16 protein-coding genes are annotated in these 18,120 nt (G+C 70.5%); 8 read left to right on the top strand and 8 right to left on the bottom strand.

Going from position 1 to position 18,120, the window contains the following annotated elements:
• Positions 1 to 206 precede the first annotated feature (206 nt).
• The 3 genes from ACZ69M_RS41980 to ACZ69M_RS41970 all read left to right on the top strand — a co-directional run bounded on the left by ACZ69M_RS41980 (position 207) and on the right by ACZ69M_RS41970 (position 4,885).
• Positions 207 to 713: a GtrA family protein gene (locus tag ACZ69M_RS41980; protein WP_470058419.1), complete on the top strand. Its 507-nt coding sequence runs from the start codon at positions 207 to 209 to the stop codon at positions 711 to 713.
• A gap of 105 nt (positions 714 to 818) precedes the next feature.
• Positions 819 to 3,737: a bifunctional glycosyltransferase/CDP-glycerol:glycerophosphate glycerophosphotransferase gene (locus ACZ69M_RS41975; protein ID WP_470058417.1), complete on the top strand. Its 2,919-nt coding sequence runs from the start codon at positions 819 to 821 to the stop codon at positions 3,735 to 3,737.
• On the top strand, positions 3,734 to 4,885 hold the full coding sequence (locus ACZ69M_RS41970; protein WP_470058415.1) for a glycosyltransferase: 1,152 nt from the start codon (positions 3,734 to 3,736) through the stop codon (positions 4,883 to 4,885). Before ACZ69M_RS41975 ends, ACZ69M_RS41970 begins: the two co-directional genes overlap by 4 nt.
• Positions 4,886 to 5,017: 132 nt before the next feature.
• Here the strand turns inward: ACZ69M_RS41970 and ACZ69M_RS41965 are convergent, their stop codons facing one another.
• Positions 5,018 to 5,827, bottom strand: coding sequence for an ABC transporter ATP-binding protein (locus tag ACZ69M_RS41965; protein WP_403695834.1), 810 nt, complete (start codon positions 5,825 to 5,827; stop codon positions 5,018 to 5,020).
• 16 nt (positions 5,828 to 5,843) lie between these two features.
• Positions 5,844 to 6,755 (bottom strand): ABC transporter permease, encoded by a 912-nt coding sequence (locus tag ACZ69M_RS41960; RefSeq protein ID WP_470058413.1) that lies wholly within the window; start codon positions 6,753 to 6,755, stop codon positions 5,844 to 5,846.
• A 171-nt stretch (positions 6,756 to 6,926) separates the two neighbouring features.
• Between ACZ69M_RS41960 and ACZ69M_RS41955 the strand changes: the two genes are divergently transcribed.
• Positions 6,927 to 7,583, top strand: a complete 657-nt coding sequence (locus ACZ69M_RS41955) for a TetR/AcrR family transcriptional regulator (protein WP_470058412.1) — start codon at positions 6,927 to 6,929, stop codon at positions 7,581 to 7,583.
• A gap of 30 nt (positions 7,584 to 7,613) precedes the next feature.
• On the opposite strand, the gene ACZ69M_RS41950 is transcribed toward ACZ69M_RS41955, so the two are convergent.
• Complete coding sequence (locus tag ACZ69M_RS41950) at positions 7,614 to 7,826, bottom strand: hypothetical protein (protein WP_470058410.1); 213 nt, start codon at positions 7,824 to 7,826, stop codon at positions 7,614 to 7,616.
• 49 nt (positions 7,827 to 7,875) lie between these two features.
• Here ACZ69M_RS41950 and ACZ69M_RS41945 point away from each other — a divergent pair, with 49 nt between their 5' ends.
• Both ACZ69M_RS41945 and ACZ69M_RS41940 read left to right on the top strand, forming a co-directional pair.
• Entirely contained in the window at positions 7,876 to 9,039 is a 1,164-nt protein-coding gene (locus ACZ69M_RS41945; protein ID WP_470058408.1) for a sensor histidine kinase, read from the top strand.
• Positions 9,040 to 9,064: 25 nt separating this feature from the next.
• Positions 9,065 to 9,712, top strand: a complete 648-nt coding sequence (locus ACZ69M_RS41940; RefSeq protein ID WP_352048961.1) for a response regulator transcription factor — start codon at positions 9,065 to 9,067, stop codon at positions 9,710 to 9,712.
• A 59-nt stretch (positions 9,713 to 9,771) separates the two neighbouring features.
• Here the strand turns inward: ACZ69M_RS41940 and ACZ69M_RS41935 are convergent, their stop codons facing one another.
• Together ACZ69M_RS41935 and ACZ69M_RS41930 are read right to left on the bottom strand one after the other, a co-directional pair.
• Positions 9,772 to 10,704, bottom strand: coding sequence for an ADP-ribosylglycohydrolase family protein (locus ACZ69M_RS41935; RefSeq protein ID WP_470058405.1), 933 nt, complete (start codon positions 10,702 to 10,704; stop codon positions 9,772 to 9,774).
• 4 nt (positions 10,705 to 10,708) lie between these two features.
• Complete coding sequence (locus ACZ69M_RS41930) at positions 10,709 to 11,323, bottom strand: TetR/AcrR family transcriptional regulator (RefSeq protein ID WP_470058403.1); 615 nt, start codon at positions 11,321 to 11,323, stop codon at positions 10,709 to 10,711.
• 117 nt (positions 11,324 to 11,440) lie between these two features.
• On the opposite strand from ACZ69M_RS41930, the gene ACZ69M_RS41925 reads away from it, so the two are divergent.
• Complete coding sequence (locus tag ACZ69M_RS41925; RefSeq protein ID WP_470058401.1) at positions 11,441 to 12,400, top strand: oxidoreductase; 960 nt, start codon at positions 11,441 to 11,443, stop codon at positions 12,398 to 12,400.
• A 36-nt stretch (positions 12,401 to 12,436) separates the two neighbouring features.
• On the opposite strand, the gene galE is transcribed toward ACZ69M_RS41925, so the two are convergent.
• The 3 genes from galE to ACZ69M_RS41910 all read right to left on the bottom strand — a co-directional run bounded on the left by galE (position 12,437) and on the right by ACZ69M_RS41910 (position 16,448).
• Positions 12,437 to 13,417 carry a UDP-glucose 4-epimerase GalE gene (galE, locus tag ACZ69M_RS41920; protein ID WP_351703035.1) on the bottom strand — a complete coding sequence of 327 codons (981 nt, stop codon included), beginning with the start codon at positions 13,415 to 13,417 and terminating at the stop codon, positions 12,437 to 12,439.
• A 99-nt stretch (positions 13,418 to 13,516) separates the two neighbouring features.
• A complete protein-coding gene (locus ACZ69M_RS41915; RefSeq protein WP_470058457.1) occupies positions 13,517 to 15,112 on the bottom strand; it encodes a glycosyltransferase family 2 protein in 1,596 nt (531 codons plus the stop codon).
• 55 nt (positions 15,113 to 15,167) lie between these two features.
• A complete protein-coding gene (locus ACZ69M_RS41910) occupies positions 15,168 to 16,448 on the bottom strand; it encodes a glycosyltransferase 87 family protein (RefSeq protein ID WP_470058399.1) in 1,281 nt (426 codons plus the stop codon).
• Between the two features lie 107 nt (positions 16,449 to 16,555).
• Between ACZ69M_RS41910 and ACZ69M_RS41905 the strand changes: the two genes are divergently transcribed.
• A complete protein-coding gene (locus ACZ69M_RS41905) occupies positions 16,556 to 18,085 on the top strand; it encodes a glycosyltransferase family 39 protein (RefSeq protein WP_470058397.1) in 1,530 nt (509 codons plus the stop codon).
• The last annotated feature ends 35 nt before the right edge of the window (positions 18,086 to 18,120 follow it).

Below are 18,120 nucleotides of genomic sequence, written 5' to 3'. Positions count from 1 at the left end.
TGCGCTCGGCTCACTCGTGAGCGCACTTGTTTCACTCGATCGGATGTACGTCGAGGGGGCAGCCCCGGCCGGGAAGGCCGGGGCTGCCCCTGTTTGTGCAGGTAGGCGCAAGCGCCTCGGCCGCCCTCTTGCCTCGCTCTTGCGGATCTCTCGGGAAAACCGGAACTGGAATTTACCTATTGCTGATAAAAGGGACAATCGTGACTGTGAATCTCTCCGAGGGGCGGGCCCGTGTCGGCCGACAGGCCTCCGCACCGCCCCAGCCCGCACCAGCCGCCACTCCTCCCGGGGCGATCGAAAGGACCCGGCGGATCGTCCTCGAAGTGGTGAAGTTCGGGGCCGTCGGCGGTAGCGGTATCGCAGTCAACTTCCTGGTCTTCAACCTTCTCCTGCACGGCCTGAAGTGGGCCCCGATGGCCGCCACGGTCATCGCCAGCTGTGTCGCCATGGGCAGCAACTACCTCGGCTTCCGCTTCTTCGCCTACCGTGACCGGGCCTCGCGTACCCGACGCCAGATCGCCCTGTTCTTCGCCTTCAGCGGCATCGGTGTCATCATGGAGAGCGCGCTGTTCTACATCGGCTATCACGGCCTGGGCATGGACACCCCGCTCGGCTCCAACCTGGCCAAGGCGCTGTCGATCGTGCTGGCCTCGGCGTTCCGTTTCCTCGTGTACCGCACCTGGGTGTTCGAACAGGTGAGACACAGCCGCTAGACAGCCGCTCGCAACCCTTTGCGGGCGATCGGCATCTACCTGGGTGATACGCAAATGGACTAGATCGCCTAGGTTGAACCATCAGGAATGTCTAGCATTAATAGGATGAGTGTGGATCACCCCTGCCCGCCAGCAGAAACAGCAGCCTTGCCCGCCGTGTCCGTGGTCGTGATCGTCTACAACGACGCGTCCCGGCTGACGACGGCCGTGCGCTCCGTTCTCGACCAGACCCTGCGCGGTGTCGAGGTCGTCATCGTCGACGACCGCAGTACGGACGGCTCGTACGACGTGGCACAGCGACTGGCCGCCGCGCACCCGGACCGCGTCCGGGCCTTCAGGCTGCCCGAGAACAGCGGCGGCTGCGGCGCCCCCCGCAACCACGGCATCCAGCAGGCCCGCGGCGACTACGTCCTCTTCCTCGACAGTGACGACGTCCTGGAGCGCAACGCCTGCCGCAACATGCTGGAGGCCGCCGAGTCCACCGGCGCTGACCTCGTCTCGGGCCTGTGCGTGCGTGTGCACGTCGACTCGCGTACCGGCAAGGAGGTCAAGTGGTACCCCTGGCTGTACGACCGCACGCGCACCCTGGAGTCCATCTCCGAGCTGCCCGACCTGCTGGTCTTCGACACCCTGTCGACGAACAAGTGCTATCGCAGGCAGTTCCTGCTCGATGAGGGCCTCGAGTTCCCGGTCGGGATCCACTACGAGGACCTGCTGTTCTCCGCACAGGCCTACGTGGCCGCCCAGCGCATCACGCTCATCCCGAACCGGGTGTACGACTGGCGGATCGTGGACAAACCGGCGACGTCGACCGTCAAGTCCATCAGCAACCGGCGTGACGAGATCGCCAACTTCACGCACCGCATGGAGATCCACCGCCGGGTCGACCAGCTCCTCGCCGACCACGGCCTGCTGGAGCTGAAGTTCGCCAAGGACGTCAAGTGGCTCAAGCACGACCTGGTGCTGCACCTGCGCGAGCTGCCCTTCCGTGACGAGACCTACCGCCAGGAGTTCGCGCAGATCGCGCGCACCTACCTGGAGTCGATCGACCGCATCGCCTTCGACGAGGTCGAGCCGATCCACGCCATCTGCGCGTACCTCCTCCACGAGGCCGACTGGGACAACCTGCTGCCCGCCGTGGACACGCTCAGCAACCGCGACAAGATCTCCTCGCCGCTCGTCGAGCACGAGGGGCGCGTGTACTGGTGCGCCGAGCACATCGAGGACGACGCCTTCGCCCGGCACGTCCTGGACGTCACCGAGCTCGGTTACCACACCAAGCCGGTCGAGAAGATGTTCCTGCGCAACGCGCTGACCGGATACGCGGAGACCGACGGCACCGTCCGGCTGGCCGGGCGCATCACCAACCCGCTCGGCGTGATCCCGCCCGATGCCCGGCTCTCCGCGCAGCTGGAGTTCTACGCCCGTCGTCCGGGCGTGCGCTTCCAGACCTTCCGCTTCCCCGTGGCCACCGTGCGGCACGAGGGCGGGGCCATCGCCTGGGAGGCCTCGGCCGACCTCGCCAAGGGCCTGCGTCCGCTCGGCATCGTGGACGCGGTCTGGGACGTACGTCTCCACCTCGCCGTCGCCGGTGAGGGCGAAGGCGCGAGGACGGTCCGCACCACGACCCGGCTCACGGCCTCCGAGCCCGAGCTGGCCCAGGGGCACCTGCCCGTCCGCCCCCGCCTGACCCGGCTGGTCGCCGACCGCATCGAGCCCGAGGTCTCCTCCCGCGGCCACCTCTCCTTCCGGCTCGTCCCGGACAAGAAGGCCAACGAACTCGTCCAGCGCGGTGTGCAGGGCCCGACCGGGCGGCTCGCCAAGACCGGCTACCGCAAGGTCAAGGCGCTGCGCAAGGAACTCGCCTCCGGCGACACCAAGCTCCGCGTCTACCACGACGTGTTCAGCCGCCTGCCCGTCAAGAAGGGCCTCGTCGTCTTCGAGAGCCACCTGGGCCGGCAGTACAGCGACAGCCCCAAGGCCATCTACGAGGAGATGCGCCGCCAGGGCATCGACTTCGAGGCCGTGTGGGCCTACGCGGACAGTCCCCAGGGCTTCCCGGACGACGCCACCCTCGTACGCCGCTGGTCGCTGCCGTACCTCAAGGCGCTCGCCCAGGCCGAGTACTGGGTCGACAACCAGAGCTACCCGCTGAAGGTCACCAAGCGGCCCGAGACGACGTACATCCAGACCTGGCACGGTTCGGCGCTCAAGCGGATGGGCTTCGACGAGCCGGAGTGGAAGCTCAAGTCCCGTGAGGAGCAGGCCGAGCAGCAGCGCACCCTCGACCGCTTCGACCGCTTCCTGATCCGCTCCGAGCACGACGTGCGCACCCTCGCGCGGGCGTTCCGGCTCCAGGAGCGGACGCTGCTGCGGGTGGGCTACCCGCGCAACGACGCGCTCGTCCAGGCCAAGGAGCGCGAGGAGGCCACCGGGCAGCGGGAGCGCGGCGCGCTGGCGGCCGAGTTCGGCATCCCGGAGGACAAGCAGATCCTGCTGTACGCGCCGACCTTCCGTCAGCGCGGCGGCAAGCGCCGGTTCGAGCTGCCCTTCGACGTGGAGCGCTTCGCCGACACCTTCGGCGACCGCTATGTCCTCCTGGTCCGCTCGCACTACCTCAACCACGTCGTGCTGCCGCCGTCCGTGCGCGGCCGGGTCATCGACGTGACGGACTACCACGACATGACCCCGCTGCTGGCGCTCGCCGACGCTCTGATCACCGACTACTCGTCCGTGATGTTCGACTACTCCCTCCTCGACCGCCCGATGTTCTTCTTCACGTACGACTACGACGAGTACGTGCACGAAGGCCGCGGAACCTACTTCGACCTGCTGGAGAGGGCCCCCGGCCCGGTCGTCCGCACCGAGGACGAGCTGCACGCGGTCCTGGACTCGCTGGAGGATCAGAAGGTGAAGTATGCGGCCCCGCGCGAGCGGTTCGTCGCCGACTTCGGCGAGTTCGACCAGGGCAACGCCGCGCAGAGCATCGTCGACCAGTTCTTCTCCCAGTGGAGGCGCGCGTGACCGCGTACAGCGAGCGGGACGTCTTCTTCGTCTCCAACAGCGTCGACGAGCTCGGCGGCGTGACCAGCTGGTCGCACCAGATGGCCCGGCTGTTCACCGAGCGCGGCCACCGCGTGCACGTCATCGGCATCACCGAGCCCGCGGTCGTCCAGGAGCTCGGCGAACTCCCGTACCCCACCACGACGTTGTACGAGGTCCACCCGCCGCGCGTGGGCTCCGCGCGCGGCATCAAGGGGCGGCTGAACGTCACCGAGCGCAGGCTGCGTGCCGAACGGGCGGCGGGCATGCGCGAGCAGGCCGCCAAGCTGACCCGGCTGTTCCGGGCCACGCGCCCCGGTGCCGTCGTGATCGTCACGCAGGTGTGGGCGATGGAGTGGGTGGAGCTCGCCGACACCACGGGCCTGACCGTCATCGGCATGAGCCACGAGTCCTTCGCGTACTCGAAGGCGACCTCGCGCTTCGGACGGGTGCAGAAGCACTACAAGGACGTCGACCGGATGCTCGCGCTCACCCGCGAGGACGCCGACCTGTGGATCCGCCAGGGCCTCGACAACGCGTCCTTCATGCCGAACCCGATCCCCTTCATGCCCGAGGTGCCCTCCTCGCGCACCGAGAACGTCGTCGTCAGCGTCGGCCGGCTCTCGGACCAGAAGGGCATCGACATGCTCCTCGACACCTGGGCCGAGGTGGCGCCCCGCCATCCCGACTGGACCTTGCGGATCTTCGGCTCCGGCGAGGACGAGGAGATCCTCAAGAAACAGTGCACCGCCCTCGGCCTCGACGACTCCGTCGAGTGGATGGGCCGCACCAGCGACGTACCCGGCGCCCTGCGCGGTGGTTCCGTCTTCGTCCTGTCCTCCCGCGGCGAGGGCTTCCCCCTCGCCCTCATGGAGGCCATGGCGACCGCCCTCCCGTGTGCCGCCTTCGACTGCGCTCCCGGCGTCCACGAGATCGTCCAGGACGGCGAGGACGGTCTCCTGGCGGCCCTGGGCAACACCGGGGAACTGGCCCGCCGCCTCGACACCCTGATGTCCGACAAGGACCTGCGCGACCGCATGGGCGAGGCGGCCCGCGTCAACATCCAGCGCTACACGACGGACGAGATCGTCCGCAGGTGGGAAGACCTGTTCACCTTCTTGGAGAGGTAGAAGTGAATTCGGTGGGCCGGTCGATTCCGGCCCACCGAGGCGCGCCCCAAAGGGGCGCGGGGAACTGCGCGCTCAGCCACGTACAACCCGCAGCCGGCAGCACACGGTTCCCCGCACCCCCCTGAGTCGCCCCTACTTCCCCGTGAACTTCTCGTACTCCGCGAGCACATCCTCCGTGGGCCCGTCCAAGCGAAGCTCCCCCCGCTCCAGCCACAGCACCCGGTCGCACGTGTCCCGGATCGACTTGTTGTTGTGGCTCACCAGGAACACGGTGCCCGCGTGCTTGCGCAACTCCCGGATCCGCTCCTCGGAGCGCTTCTGGAAGGAGCGGTCCCCCGTGGCGAGGGCCTCGTCGATCATCAGCACGTCGTGGTCCTTGGCCGCCGCGATGGAGAACCGCAGCCGCGCCGCCATCCCGGAGGAGTACGTCCGCATCGGCAGGGTGATGAAGTCGCCCTTCTCGTTGATGCCGGAGAAGTCGACGATCTCCTGGTAGCGCTCCTTGACCTGCTCGCGGGACATGCCCATGGCGAGCCCGCCGAGGTAGACGTTCCGTTCGCCCGTGAGGTCGCTCATCAGGGCCGCGTTGACGCCGAGCAGCGAGGGCTGACCGTCGGTGTAGATCTTGCCGTTCTCCACGGGAAGGAGGCCGGCGACCGCCTTGAGCAGGGTGGACTTGCCCGACCCGTTGGTGCCGATCAGCCCGATGGCCTCGCCGCGGTAGGCGGTGAAGGACACGTCCTTGACGGCGTGCACCTTGCGTACGCCCGCGGCCTTCTCGGCCTGCCCCCGCCGCAGCATGCGGTTGAGCGCGGCGGTGGCGCTGCCCCGCCCCGCCCCCGTGCCGTTGACCCGGTAGACGATGTCCACGTGGTCGGCGACGACGGTGGGGACGAGCGCGTCGGCGCTGCCGGCCGCATCCTGGGGCCGGGCGTCCTGCATGAGGGTGTCAGCCATGTCAGCCACGTCCGTACGTCTCCTCGGCCTTCCAGAAGTAGATGAAGCCGCCGACTCCGGCGAGCAGCGCCCAGCCGATCGCCAGCGCCCACACGTGGTGCGGCAGCTGGTGGGCCTTGAAGCTGTCGATCAGCGCGTAGCGCGTCAGGTCGATGTAAACGGCGGCCGGGTTGCTCTCCAGCGCGACCATCGCCCAGTGCGGCATGTGGCTGTGCTTGAGCGTCGAGGCGATGCTCCACATGACACCGGAGACGTACATCCAGGTGCGCAGCACGAACGGCATGAGCTGTGCGATGTCCGGCGTCTTGGCGCCCATCCGCGCCATGATCATCGCCACGCCCGCGTTGAAGACGAACTGCAGCGTCAGGATCGGCACGACGAGCAGCCACGACGCGCTCACGGGAATGCCGAAGCAGAGCAGGATGACGACCAGCGCGGCCATCGAGAACAGCAGCTGCTGGAGCTGCTGGATGGCGTACGACACCGGCAGCGCGGCCCGCGGGAAGTGCAGGGCCCGGACCAGGCCGAGGCTGCCGGAGATCGCCCGGGTGCCCGCCATGATCGAGCTCTGTGTGAAGGTCCAGATGAAGACGCCGGTGACCAGGAACGGCACGAAGTCGGGCACGCCGTGCTTGGTGCCGAGCAGCACACCGAAGATGAAGTAGTAGACCGCCGCGTTCAGCAGCGGGTTCGCCACCTGCCAGACCTGGCCGAGCTTCGCCTGGCTGTACTGGGCGGTGAGCTTGGCGGTGGCGAAGGCGGTGATGAAGTGACGCCGTGCCCAGAGCTGGCGGACGTATTCAGGCAGGGTCGGGCGGGCGCCACTGACCGTGAGGCCGTACTGGGCGGCGAGCGCCGCGGGATCGTCGGTGGGGGGAACCGACGTCGGCGGTGTGTGGAGGACCTGGCTCACATCCGCTGCTTTCGCTCGGGGGGTGGGATGCGCGGGCCGTCCTTGACGTTTCTTAACTGTGGCTTTGCCAGCTGCTTACGTCGGGACGGGACCGTATCGTCGCAACGCGAGACTATGGCTTCTCGACGTCGGAACGCAACCGTTTCGTCGTAACGCCCTATGCTGGAAGGCATGACGACGAACGCCGACACCACGAGTGCCGCCGCGAACGCGGGGAGTGCTGCCGGGAAGGCCCCGCGTCGTAGGGCTCCCGCGGGGGCGGCCGTGCTGCGCGAGGACGTGACCGAGGCGATCCGGGCCGCCGTCTTCGAGGAGCTCGCGGCCGTCGGCTACGCCCGGATGTCCATCGAGGGCATCGCGCGCCGCGCGGGCGTTGGCAAGACGGCGGTGTACCGGCGATGGCGTTCGAAACTGCACCTGGTGCTCGACCTGGTCTCCGCCATCGCGATCCAGGGACTGCCCGCCCCCGACACGGGCTCCCTGGAGGGCGACCTGCGGCTGTTGTACGAGGTCACCTCCCGCGCGCTGCGCCACCCCGTGGCCGGCCAGATCATCCCGGACCTCCAGGCGGAGGCGGCCCGCAACCCCGACATCGCGGACGCCATGCAGAAGGCGCTGCGGGAAGGCCAGCAGGGAGTGGCGAGCGGGATCGTCGCGGCGGCGGCCGGGCGGGGCGAGGTGCGCGAGGGAATCGACCAGGAACTCGCGCTCGACCTCATGTCGGGCCCGCTGTACTGGCGGGCGGTGGTGGTCCGCGGGCCCAAGCTGCCGAAGGGGTACCTGGCGAGCCTGGCCCGGGCCACGGCGGCGGCGCTGCGGGCGTTGTGAGGGCGCCGGTCCGCAGGGCGGCGGGTTCCGTCACCTGCCGAAGGGCGCTCGGACGGCGTGCTGTCCCACCTTGCGGCCCTTGAGAAGGGCGCTGCCCGCGCCGAGGGAGACGACTCCCATGCCGACCGCGGCGACGACGAGGTCGAACAGAAACAGGAACAGGAACAGGAACAGGAACCAGAGGGCCGGCTTCGACGACAGGAGCGCTCTCCCGAACCCCTGGTGCAGTGGGCTGCACCTCACCCGGTCACCTGTTCGCCCGCGGGGGCTGACGTTCGCCTAACCTGTGGCCATGCGAGAGACGGTGCGGCAGGCCGCGCGGGCCACGGCCGGCCTCGTCATGTCCGCCGCGCTGGCCTTCGGCACGATCCTCTTCATCACCGTGCTGCTGATCACGGCCACGCTGACGCTCGCGGTCGTCGGCGCCGGGCTGCTGCCCGAGACGGTGCTGCTGATCCGGCGGATCGCCGGGGCCAAGCGGAACCTGGTGGCCCGGTGGACGGGCAAGGTGATCCCCGAGGCCTACCAGCCCATCGAGGGTCCGCTGCGGCAACGACTGCGCACGGCGGTCCGCGGCCCCGGCACGCTCGGCGACTTCCGCTGGATGGTCTCCCACTACGTCTACGGCTTCCTCGGACTGCTCGCCGTCCCGCTGTGGCTGCTGGGCCTGCCCGTCGACGGCGTACGACAGGGGCTGCTCGGCCGCTCCCCGCTCGTCCTGCCGCTGATCGGCCTGCTCGCGGACCTCGACGCCGCCTGGTCCACCGCCCTGCTCAAGCCCTCACCGGAGGCGCTGCTCGCCGTCCGGATCGAGGAGCTGACCGAGACCCGGGCCGGTGCGATCGCCGCGCACGGCGCCGAACTGCGCCGCATCGAGCGCGACCTGCACGACGGCACACAGGCCCGGCTGGTCTCCCTGTCGATGCGCATCGGTATCGCCAAACGGGCCTACGAACGCGACCCGGAGACCGCGCTCAGACTTCTCGAGGACGCGCAGAGCCAGGCCGAGGAGGCGCTGACCGAGCTGCGCCACGTCGTCCGCGGCATCCACCCGCCGATCCTCACCGACCGGGGACTGGCCGGCGCCGTACGGGCGCTCGCCGCGAGCAGCGGGCTGGACGTCACCGTCGTCGTGGACGGCCTGGAGGACGGGGCGCGGAGCGGGTCCCGGGCCCCGGCGGCGGTCGAGGCGGCGGCGTACTTCGTGGTCGCCGAGTCGCTGACGAACGCGGCCAAGCACAGCGGATCCGAGCGCGCCGAGGTACGGCTGGTCCGCAACCGGGGCGGGCTGAGCGTCCGGGTCGCCGACGAGGGACAGGGCGGAGCCGACCAGGGGGGTGGCTCCGGACTGCTCGGTATGCAGCGACGCGTGGCCGCGCTCGACGGGACCCTGCTGATGACCAGCCCCGTCGGGGGGCCGACCGTGATCGAGGTGGAGCTGCCGTGCGTGTGGTGACCGGGACAGTGGAGACGAGGCCGCCGTGCGTGTGGTGATCGCCGAGGACAACGCCCTCCTGCGGGAGGGGATGGTGCTGCTGCTGACCTCCGCCGGGCACGAGGTCGTGGCCGTCGCGGGCAGCGGCCCCGAGGTGCTGCCCGCCCTCCTGGAGCACCGGCCGGACATCGCCGTGCTCGACGTCCGGATGCCGCCGGGCTTCCGCGACGAGGGCCTGCGCGCTGCCCTGGAGGCACGCAAGGAGATGCCCGGTCTGCCGGTGCTCGTGCTCTCCCAGTACGTCGAGGAGTCGTACGCCGCCGAGCTGCTCGGCGGCGGTGCGAGCGGGGTCGGCTATCTGCTCAAGGATCGGGTGGGCCGGGTGGACGAGTTCCTCGACGCGCTCGACCGGGTCGCGACGGGCGGTACGGCTCTCGACCCCGAGGTCGTCACCGAGCTGCTCACCCGGCGCCGTGACGATCCGGTCGACACGCTCACGCCCCGCGAGCGCGAGGTTCTGAAGCTGATGGCCGAAGGCCGCGACAACACGACCATCGCCAAGACGCTGGTCGTCACGGAACGGGCCGTCAGCAAGCACATCGGCAATGTCTTCCTGAAGCTGGGCCTGCCGCCGAGCGACAGCGGCCACCGCCGGGTGCTCGCGGTCCTGGCGTACCTCAACAGGGACTCGTGAGCCGTACCCGGTACACACCGGGTACCCGTCGGTACCCGTCGGTTCCCGGCGGCCGGCACTCACCCCGCCAGCCGCCGGGCCAGCCCGACGAGTTCGGCCGCCCTCAGCACCCGCCCGCCGAACCCCGGCAACGGCACGTGCAGCGCCGCCACCCACGGCCCCGGAATCCCGTCCACCCCGTGGACGGCTCCGGCCAGCCCACCCGTGACGGCGGCTACGGTGTCCGTGTCGCCGCCGAGATCGACGGCGGCCCGCACGGCGTCCTCGTAGGAGCCCGTGCTCCGCACCGCCCACAGGGCGGACCCGAGACAGGGCCACACCGCCCCGTTGAACTCTGTCGCCTGATCGGGGTGCCAGGCGTCGGCGAGAACGACGGCGTACCGGGCCCGATGGTCGGGATGCACGGCCTCCAGGACGTCCGGTACGGCGGTGACCGGATGGCCGCCGTCGAGCGCGACCCGGATCAACTCGTGGAAGATCGCGGTGCCTTCCCACGCCGCGCGGTCGCCGTGGGTGAGTGCGGCGATGCGGCGGCCGGCCTCCATGGTGGCGTCCCGGCCCTGCCGCGCGAAGTACACGGCGGACGTGGCCGCCCGCATCAACGCCCCGTTCCCGGCGGCCCGTTGGCTGACCTGGAAGTGCAGGGCGGCGGCGAGGTCCCAGGGGTCGTTGCCGGTGAGCACGGCTTCGGTCTGCAGGCCGATGTCCTTGGGGTCGGCGGCGGCCCAGCGCCGGAATCTGCGGAAGATGTCGGGGAGTTCGAGGGCGTCGTGGTCCGTCAGGGACTCGCCGACCAGCACCGCCATCTGGGTGTCGTCGGTCGCCTCGCCCGGGTCCCAGCCGCCCCCTCCGCACATTTCCCCGCCCTGCCCGGCGGTGGGGAAGCGGGCCGAGAACGCTCCCTCGGGCCCGAACTCGAAGGGCGCGCCGAGGGCGTCTCCCACGGCGGAGCCGAGAACGGTGGCGACGGCGCGTTCTTGAGGGCGGGGCATGGGGTCAGCGCGGTGCGGGGGAGTCCGGGGCGCAGCCGCGGAGGGTGTGGGCGATGACGTGTTCCAGGTCCCTGTCCAGGGTGGCGCTGGGCAGGGTGACGCTGACCGCGAGCCGCGCGAAGCCGTTGAGGGTGCTGAAGATCGGGATGGCGATTGCTTCCAGGGGGCCTTCGCGCACCTCGCCCCGGCCCTGGGCCTCCGTGATGAGTTCCGCGGCCAGGCCCCCCATGCTCTGGGCGGCCTCGACCAGGGCCTCGGACGCCGCCGGGTCGTGCTTGACGGCGAACATGAGGTCCAGGAGTTCCGCGTTGGCGGTGGCGAAGCCCACGTAGGTGCGGGCCAGGGCGCCGAGCCGGTCGGCGAAGGACTCGCCCGCGGTCTCCTGCGACGCGTTCAGGGTGGCCAGGAGCCGTTCGAAGCCGGCCAGGGCCAGCGCGTCCAGCAGGGCCTGCTTGTCCTTGAAGTGCCGGCTCGGGGCCGCGTGGCTGACGCCCAGGTCGCGGGCCAGTTCGCGCAGGGACAGGGCGCCGGGGCCCTTCTCCTCGAGCGTTTCCTCGGCGCGGGTCAGCAGTGCGGCGCGCAGGTCTCCATGGTGGTAGCGGCGAGGGCGGGTCTGCATGCCCGACAGTCTATCCGGTATGTAACCGGCGACTACATTGTTGGCGCTGTCAGCTTTGTTGGCATCGTCATCATTGTTGTCGTTGACATCATTGTTGTCGGCGTCTACATTCAGGGCATGGCTACCAAGCACTCGGCTGATCAGAACAGCAAGTGGAACGCGGGCGACATCGGTGACCAGCGCGGCCGTACGGCCGTGGTCACCGGCGCCAACAGCGGGCTCGGCATCGCCACCGTCGACGCCCTCGCCCGGGCCGGCGCCCATGTCGTCCTCGCCGTACGGGACCCGGAGCGCGGGGAGGCCGCCGCCCGCACGGTCAACGGAAGCGTCGAGGTGCGCCGACTGGACCTCGCGGACCTCGCGTCCGTGCGTGAGTTCGCCGCGTCCTGGCGGGGCGGACTCGATCTGCTGATCAACAACGCGGGCGTCATGAACATCCCCGAGGCCGCCACGAAGGACGGCTTCGAGATGCAGTTCGGGACCAACCACCTGGGGCACTTCGCCCTGACGAACCTGCTGCTGCCGTACCTCACCGACCGGGTGGTCACCGTGTCCTCGGGGGCGCACAAGATGCCCGGCACCCCCCGCATCCACTTCGAGAACCTGAACCTGACCGGCGAGTACTCGCCCGTCGCCGCCTACAGCCAGTCCAAGCTCGCCAATCTCCTGTTCACCCTGGAACTCCAGAGCCGGCTGGCCGCCGCGGGTTCGTCCGTGCGGGCCCTCGCCGCGCACCCCGGCTGGGCCGCCACCGGTCTCCAGGGCCGGGACGCCAGCGTGCTGCGGCGCACGCTGATGGCGGTGGGCAACCGGTTCATCGCCCAGGACAACAAGGCCGGCGCCCTGCCCACGCTGTACGCCGCGACGCAGGACCTGCCCGGCGCCAGCTATGTGGGACCCGACGGGCTCGGCGAGATGCGCGGCGCGCCGACACTGGTCGGGCGCTCGGCCGCGGCCAGCGACCCGGTGTCCGCGGTCCGCCTGTGGGCGGCCTCCGAGGAACTGACCGGCGTCACCTTTCCCCTGCTGGAATCCGAGCAGAGCCAGAGCCGGACCCCGCAGGCCGTCTCCGTCTGAGGCCGGTCCGCCGGACAGGGCCTGGGCCGGCAGGCGCTACGAGCGCGCCGCGCCGGGGTGCAGCCGTACCCACCCCGCCCATGCCGACGTGATCATGTCCTGCACGTCGTACTTCGCCTTCCAGCCCAGTTCCACCGCGATGCGGTCGGCGGAGGCGACGACGCGCGCCGGGTCGCCGGGGCGGCGCGGTGTGGTCACCGCGGGACGGTCGTAGCCGGTGATCGCGTTGATCCGGTCGATCATCTCGCGGACGGAAACGCCTTCCCCGCGGCCGATGTTGAGGGTCAGGTCCCGCCCGGGCGAGGCCTCCAGGGCGCGGGCCGCGGCCACGTGGGCCTCCGCCAGGTCCACCACGTGGATGTAGTCCCGAACGCACGTCCCGTCGGGCGTCGGGTAGTCGTCACCGAAGATGCGCGGGGGCGCGTCCTCCGTGAGCTTCTCGAAGACCATGGGGACGAGGTTGAAGACACCGACGTCGGCGAGTTCGGGGGTCGCCGCCCCCGCCACGTTGAAGTAGCGCAGCGACGCCGTGGACAGGCCCGTGGCGCGGCCCGTCGCACGGACCAGCCACTCGCCCGCCAGCTTCGTCTCGCCGTAGGGGCTCATGGGTGCGCAGGGGGTCTCCTCCGTCACCAGGTTGACGTCCGGCATGCCGTAGACCGCGGCGGAGGACGAGAACACGAAGGAGCCGACGGACGTCGCCGTCACCGCCTCCAGGAGAACCCGCAGGCCCTCGACGTTCTCGCGGTAGTAGTGCAGCGGGAGGTCGACGGACTCGCCGACCTGCTTCTTCGCCGCGAGGTGGACCACGCCGGTGATCGCGTGCTCCTCGATCGTGCGGGCCAGCAGTTCGGCGTCCAGCGTCGAGCCGACCACCAGCGGTACGTCGGAGGGGACCCGCTCGGCGATGCCCGTGGACAGGTCGTCGTAGACCACGGCCTGCTCGCCCGCGTCCCGCATCGCGCGCACCACGTGCGCCCCGATGTAGCCGGCGCCGCCGGTGATCAGCCAGGTCATGAACGGTCGTCCCCTCGGGAGTGTGATCGGTGTGAGGTCGGTGTGAGGTCGGTGTGAGTCAGTGGGAGCTCGGGGTGAGATCGATGTGCCGTTGTGACATCAGTGAAGCAGGCGCTTGAGCCGACGGCGCACCACGTCGGTCAACCCGCGCAGTCCGGGCGCCAGACGCACGGCCAGCGACCCCGCGTGGGTGCGGTACGGCTGCACCAGCAGGACGCCGTACCGCAGGTTCGGGACCGCGCGGCGGCGCAGCAGGCCCCCGCCGCCGACCGCGTGCGCGGTGACGTCCCGGCTCGAACCGTCACGGTAGTGAACCCGCAGCCGCAGGTCCCAGGTGCCCGAGCCCAGCGCCGACAGGTCCACCGGCAGCTCGCCCGACCAGGTGGACCGGTCCGCGTCCTGGGTCAGCTCGACCGGCAGGCTCAGCCCGATCCGCTCCTCGTCCCGGTGCGTGAACTCCACGTCCGCCGAGGCCGGGCCGGCCTCCGCGAGCCGTCCGTACAGGTCGTGCAGGCGCAGCCGCAGCCGTGCCGCACGCGCGCGGGGACGCAGTTCCGCGTCGACCGCCGCGGGCAGCACATGCGCGGGGCGTTGCAGGTAGTGGTCCAGCGTGACCTGGGGAAGGTCGTCCGACCAGACGGGCGTGCCGTCGGCGGCGCGGGCGTACGGCGGGCGCAACCGGGCCGGGCGGGCGGCGAGTTCCTTGAGGCGCGGCAGGTCGCGGGGCTCTTCGGAGGCGAGCACGACACGGGCGATCAGCCGGCCGGGGGCGGTCGGGTTGACGGTGAAGTCGCTTGCGTCGAACGTCGACAGGTACGTGCGCGTGAGCTCCCACCAAGCCCGCCGGTAGTCGGCGTCGCGCAGCTCCAACTCACGGGCGTACATGCGCAGTTCATGGTCGAGGAACTTCGCGTTGGCGGCCCGGGCGAGCTGCTTCTCGCCGGCGCTGAGCAGGATCTCGTAGGCGGTGTGGTGCGCCTTGGTGCGGGAGCGCCAGTTCTCGATGTCCGCGCGGTCCAGCGAGATCGACAACTGCTGGGCGCCGCGCCGCACATGCCACACGTACACCGTGTCGGGGATCAGCGCGATGCGCGGCCCGGCGGCCAGCACGCGCGCGGTGAACACGAAGTCCTCGTACGGGTGACGGCCCTCGGGGAAGCGGATCGCGTGTTCACGAAGGAAGTCGGTTCGGTACAGCTTGTTGACGCACAGCGTGTCGTGGACCAGACGGGGCCGCTGCGTCGGGTGGGGGATCAGCGCGGGCTTCGCGTAGAGGTCGCGTTCCCAGGGGACCTCGCGGCCCGAGGGCAGTTCGCGGCGTACGCACAGACCCGCCGCGACCTCCGTGCGCTGTTCCCGCGCCGCTTCGAGCAGCGCGTCCACGGCGCCCGGCGGCAGCACGTCGTCGCTGTCCAGGAACATCACGTACGGGGCGGTCGCCGCGTCGATCCCGTCGTTGCGGGGGCTCCCGCAGCCGCCGCTGTTCTCCGGGCGGCGTATGACCTTCACGCGCGGCTCATCGGCGGCGAGGCGGTCGAGGAGGTCGGCGCTGCCGTCGGTCGAGCGGTCGTCGACGGCCAGCACCTCCCGGACGGCCGGGCCCTGAGCGAGTGCCGAACGCACCGCGTCCGTCACGTGGTCGGCGTCGTTGTAACCGATGACGACGACACAGACCTGCGAGTGGTGAGGTTTCATAGGATCCACGGGCCGAAATCGTAGGGCTTGACAGTAATTATCCGTTAAGAGGTACTTAGTAGCCGGTCCGGAAGACGACAGGAATCGAGTGGGGGTTCCGATTCCGCCTGTCGTTTTTCGGCCGATCCACCACGAGCACGGGAAGTCCGGAGTGCCAGAGCCGGGTGAAGGACAGCACCGCCGCGACCGCCAGCAGACCGTTGCGGATGAGCATGAGCAAACAGCCCGTCCAGGTGCTGTCGATGACCTCCCCGTACAGGGCAGGGTAGGCGACGGAGCTTACCGCCGTCGCCGCGACGACGAGCACCGCCACCGGGCGCTGTGTGGTGTGCCGCGATGTCAGGCACACGGCGGCCAGACCGAGCAGCCACACCATGTACTGGGGGCTGATCACCCGGCTGGTCACCGTGAACATCAGCACGGCGGCGAGTGCGGCGTCGTACGGGGTCGCCGCCGTCCAGTGGCGTGCGCGCACCCGCCACAGCAGCAGCAGCGCGAAGGAGACGGCCGTCAGGGCGAGCGAGAGGGTCGCGACGGTCTGGACGTGCGGGCCCACGAACTCCATCGCGCCGTACTGATAGCGCACGCTGCCGGGCCAGCCCGCGTGGCGCGCGAAGCCGAGCACCGTGCCGCCGAGCGACTCGATCTGCACGCCCCGGCCACCCTGCTGGCGCAGGAAGTCGAAGGGGTCGCTGAAGGCCGTCGCGAGGGCGGTGAGCAGGGTGACCGCCGTGAGCGCCGCGGACGTCCAGGCCTCCCGGGTCGTACGGCCCCGGGGTGTGCCGATGAGGACGAGCGCGGGCCAGACCTTCACCAGGGCGCCGAGCGCGGCGAACGCGCCGCCCGCGCGCGGGGAGCGCTTCATCGCCAGCAGGGAGACGACGGCGAACGCCGTGACCTGTACGTCGTAGCGGGCGAGCGGGATGTGCAGCAGCAACGGCAGGCCCAGCGTCCACAGTGCCGCGCCGCGCAGGCTGCGGCCGGGTCTGCTGCCCGCGCGTGCCAGGGCCAGCACGATCACGGCGTCCGCGACCAGCGTCAGGGCCACGAAGGCGTGCGGGTAGGTCAGGCCCGGCAGCAGTCCGGGCGAGAGCAGTACGGGGCCCGCGCCCGGCGGGTACTGCCACAGCCGGTCACCCGCCGGATAGGCGCCGTGCGACAGGGTCTCGTACCAGCGGAAATAGAGGTGACTCACCTCGCGGGAGACCCCGCCGCCGCCCAGCACGGAGAGGTCGTCGTGCGCGAGCAGCCACAGCATCAGCGCGCGGGTCGCCATCCAGGCGGCGGCGAGGGGGAGCAGACGGGATCGGCCTCGGGGGCTCAGGTAAGCGCTCATCAAGCCCGGATCGTAAGCTCTCGGATGCCTCACAAGAACCGATACGCCATCAAAGGTTAACGAAGGTCAGTTAATAGTAAGAAATGGGACATGGGGGAAGCGTGTTAGTGAAACAGTCCGGCGCCGGCCGCCGGCAGGCTCCGGATGTCCCGGGGGCCTCGGCCGAGCCCGTGGCGCGGGTCGTCGCCGTGGTGCTGCCCGTGCTCGTCATGCTCACGCTCGGGCTCTGGAGGCTCGACCGCGGGGGCATGTGGCGCGACGAGGCGGCCACCTACCAGGTCGCGCGGCGCTCGGTTCCGCAGATCTGGCATCTGTTGCACCACGTCGACGCGGTGCACGGTCTGTACTACCTCTTCATGCATTTCGTCCTCCTCCCCGCCCCCGGCGAGGTCGCCCTGCGCCTGCCCTCGGTCGTCGGCGCCGCCGCGACCGCGGGTCTCGTCGCCGCCCTCGGGATCCGTCTGTGCAACCCCCGCGTCGGCCTCTGGGCAGGACTGCTGTACGCGGTCACACCCCTGACCGGGCACTTCGCCCAGGAAGGCCGCTCGTACGCCCTGGTCGCGGCCGGGGCGACGGCGGCGACCCTGCTCCTCGTGCGGGCCCTGCGCGGGGGCAGGGGCTGGTGGGCCTACGGCGTGACCGTCGCCGTCACCTGCCTGCTGCACGAGTTCGCCGTATTCCTCCTGCTCGCGCACGGGACGACCCTGGTGCTGACGCGGATGCCGTGGCGGGTGTGGTGGCGATGGGGCATCGCGGCGGGGGCCACGTTGCTCGTCATGGCGCCGCTCGCGCTCGTCTCCCACCGGCAGTCGGCGCAGGTGGCATGGCTGGCGGTGCCGAACCGCAAGAGCGTGGACAACCTGATGCACGCGTTCCTCAGTCAGGCCCAACTGGTGTTCGTGCCCTATGTGTTCCTGATTGCACTCTCCCTGTGGCGCCCGTTCCCGCGACGAGGCGAGCTGAACCTCGTGTCGGTCGCCCTGCCGCTGCTGCTGGTCCCGCCGGCGGTCCTGATCGCGGTCTCCCGCTTCCGGCCGCTGTACGACGAGCGGTATGTGCTCTACGCGCTGGCGGGGGCACCGCTGCTGGCCGCGGCGGGGGCGGAGCGGCTGACCGGGTGGGTGTCCCGGCTGCCCGGCGCCGCGGCTCCCCGCCTCGTCGCCCTCGCCGGTGTCCTCGCCATCTCCCTCGCCCTCGCCGTCCAGCTCCCGCTGCTCCGCAAGGACCGCGACCCCGCGCACCGTCCCGACAACCTCGCCGCCGTCTCCGCCGCCGCCGGTCGCGAACTACGGCCCGGTGACCCGGTGTTGTACCTGCCGTCGCTCACACGTCGCTCGGCGCTGGCCTACCCGGCGGGCTTCCGCGGGGTGCGCGACGTCGCCCTGAAGACGTCCGCCTTGGCGTCCGGGACGCTGTACGGGACGGAAGTGGGCCCGCGCGAACTGCGCAGCCGGCTCGAGCGGCTCGACCGGGTGTGGCTGGTGTGCGAACCGTTCGTGTTCCGGCCGCACTGGCATCCGGACACCCAGGTCGCGACCGAGGCGACCAAACGCGCCGTACTCGCCAAGGAATTCACCCTGCGCGAGCAGGTCGTCCGCAGGGGTGTCACCCTTCGCCTGTATGTACGCCACCGCTAGGACCGTCCGGCGTACCTATGCCGCAGCCGGGACCT

It is taken from the genome of Streptomyces sp. NPDC107454, assembly GCF_055582885.1.
This window is presented reverse-complemented; position numbering and strand designations above follow the sequence as displayed.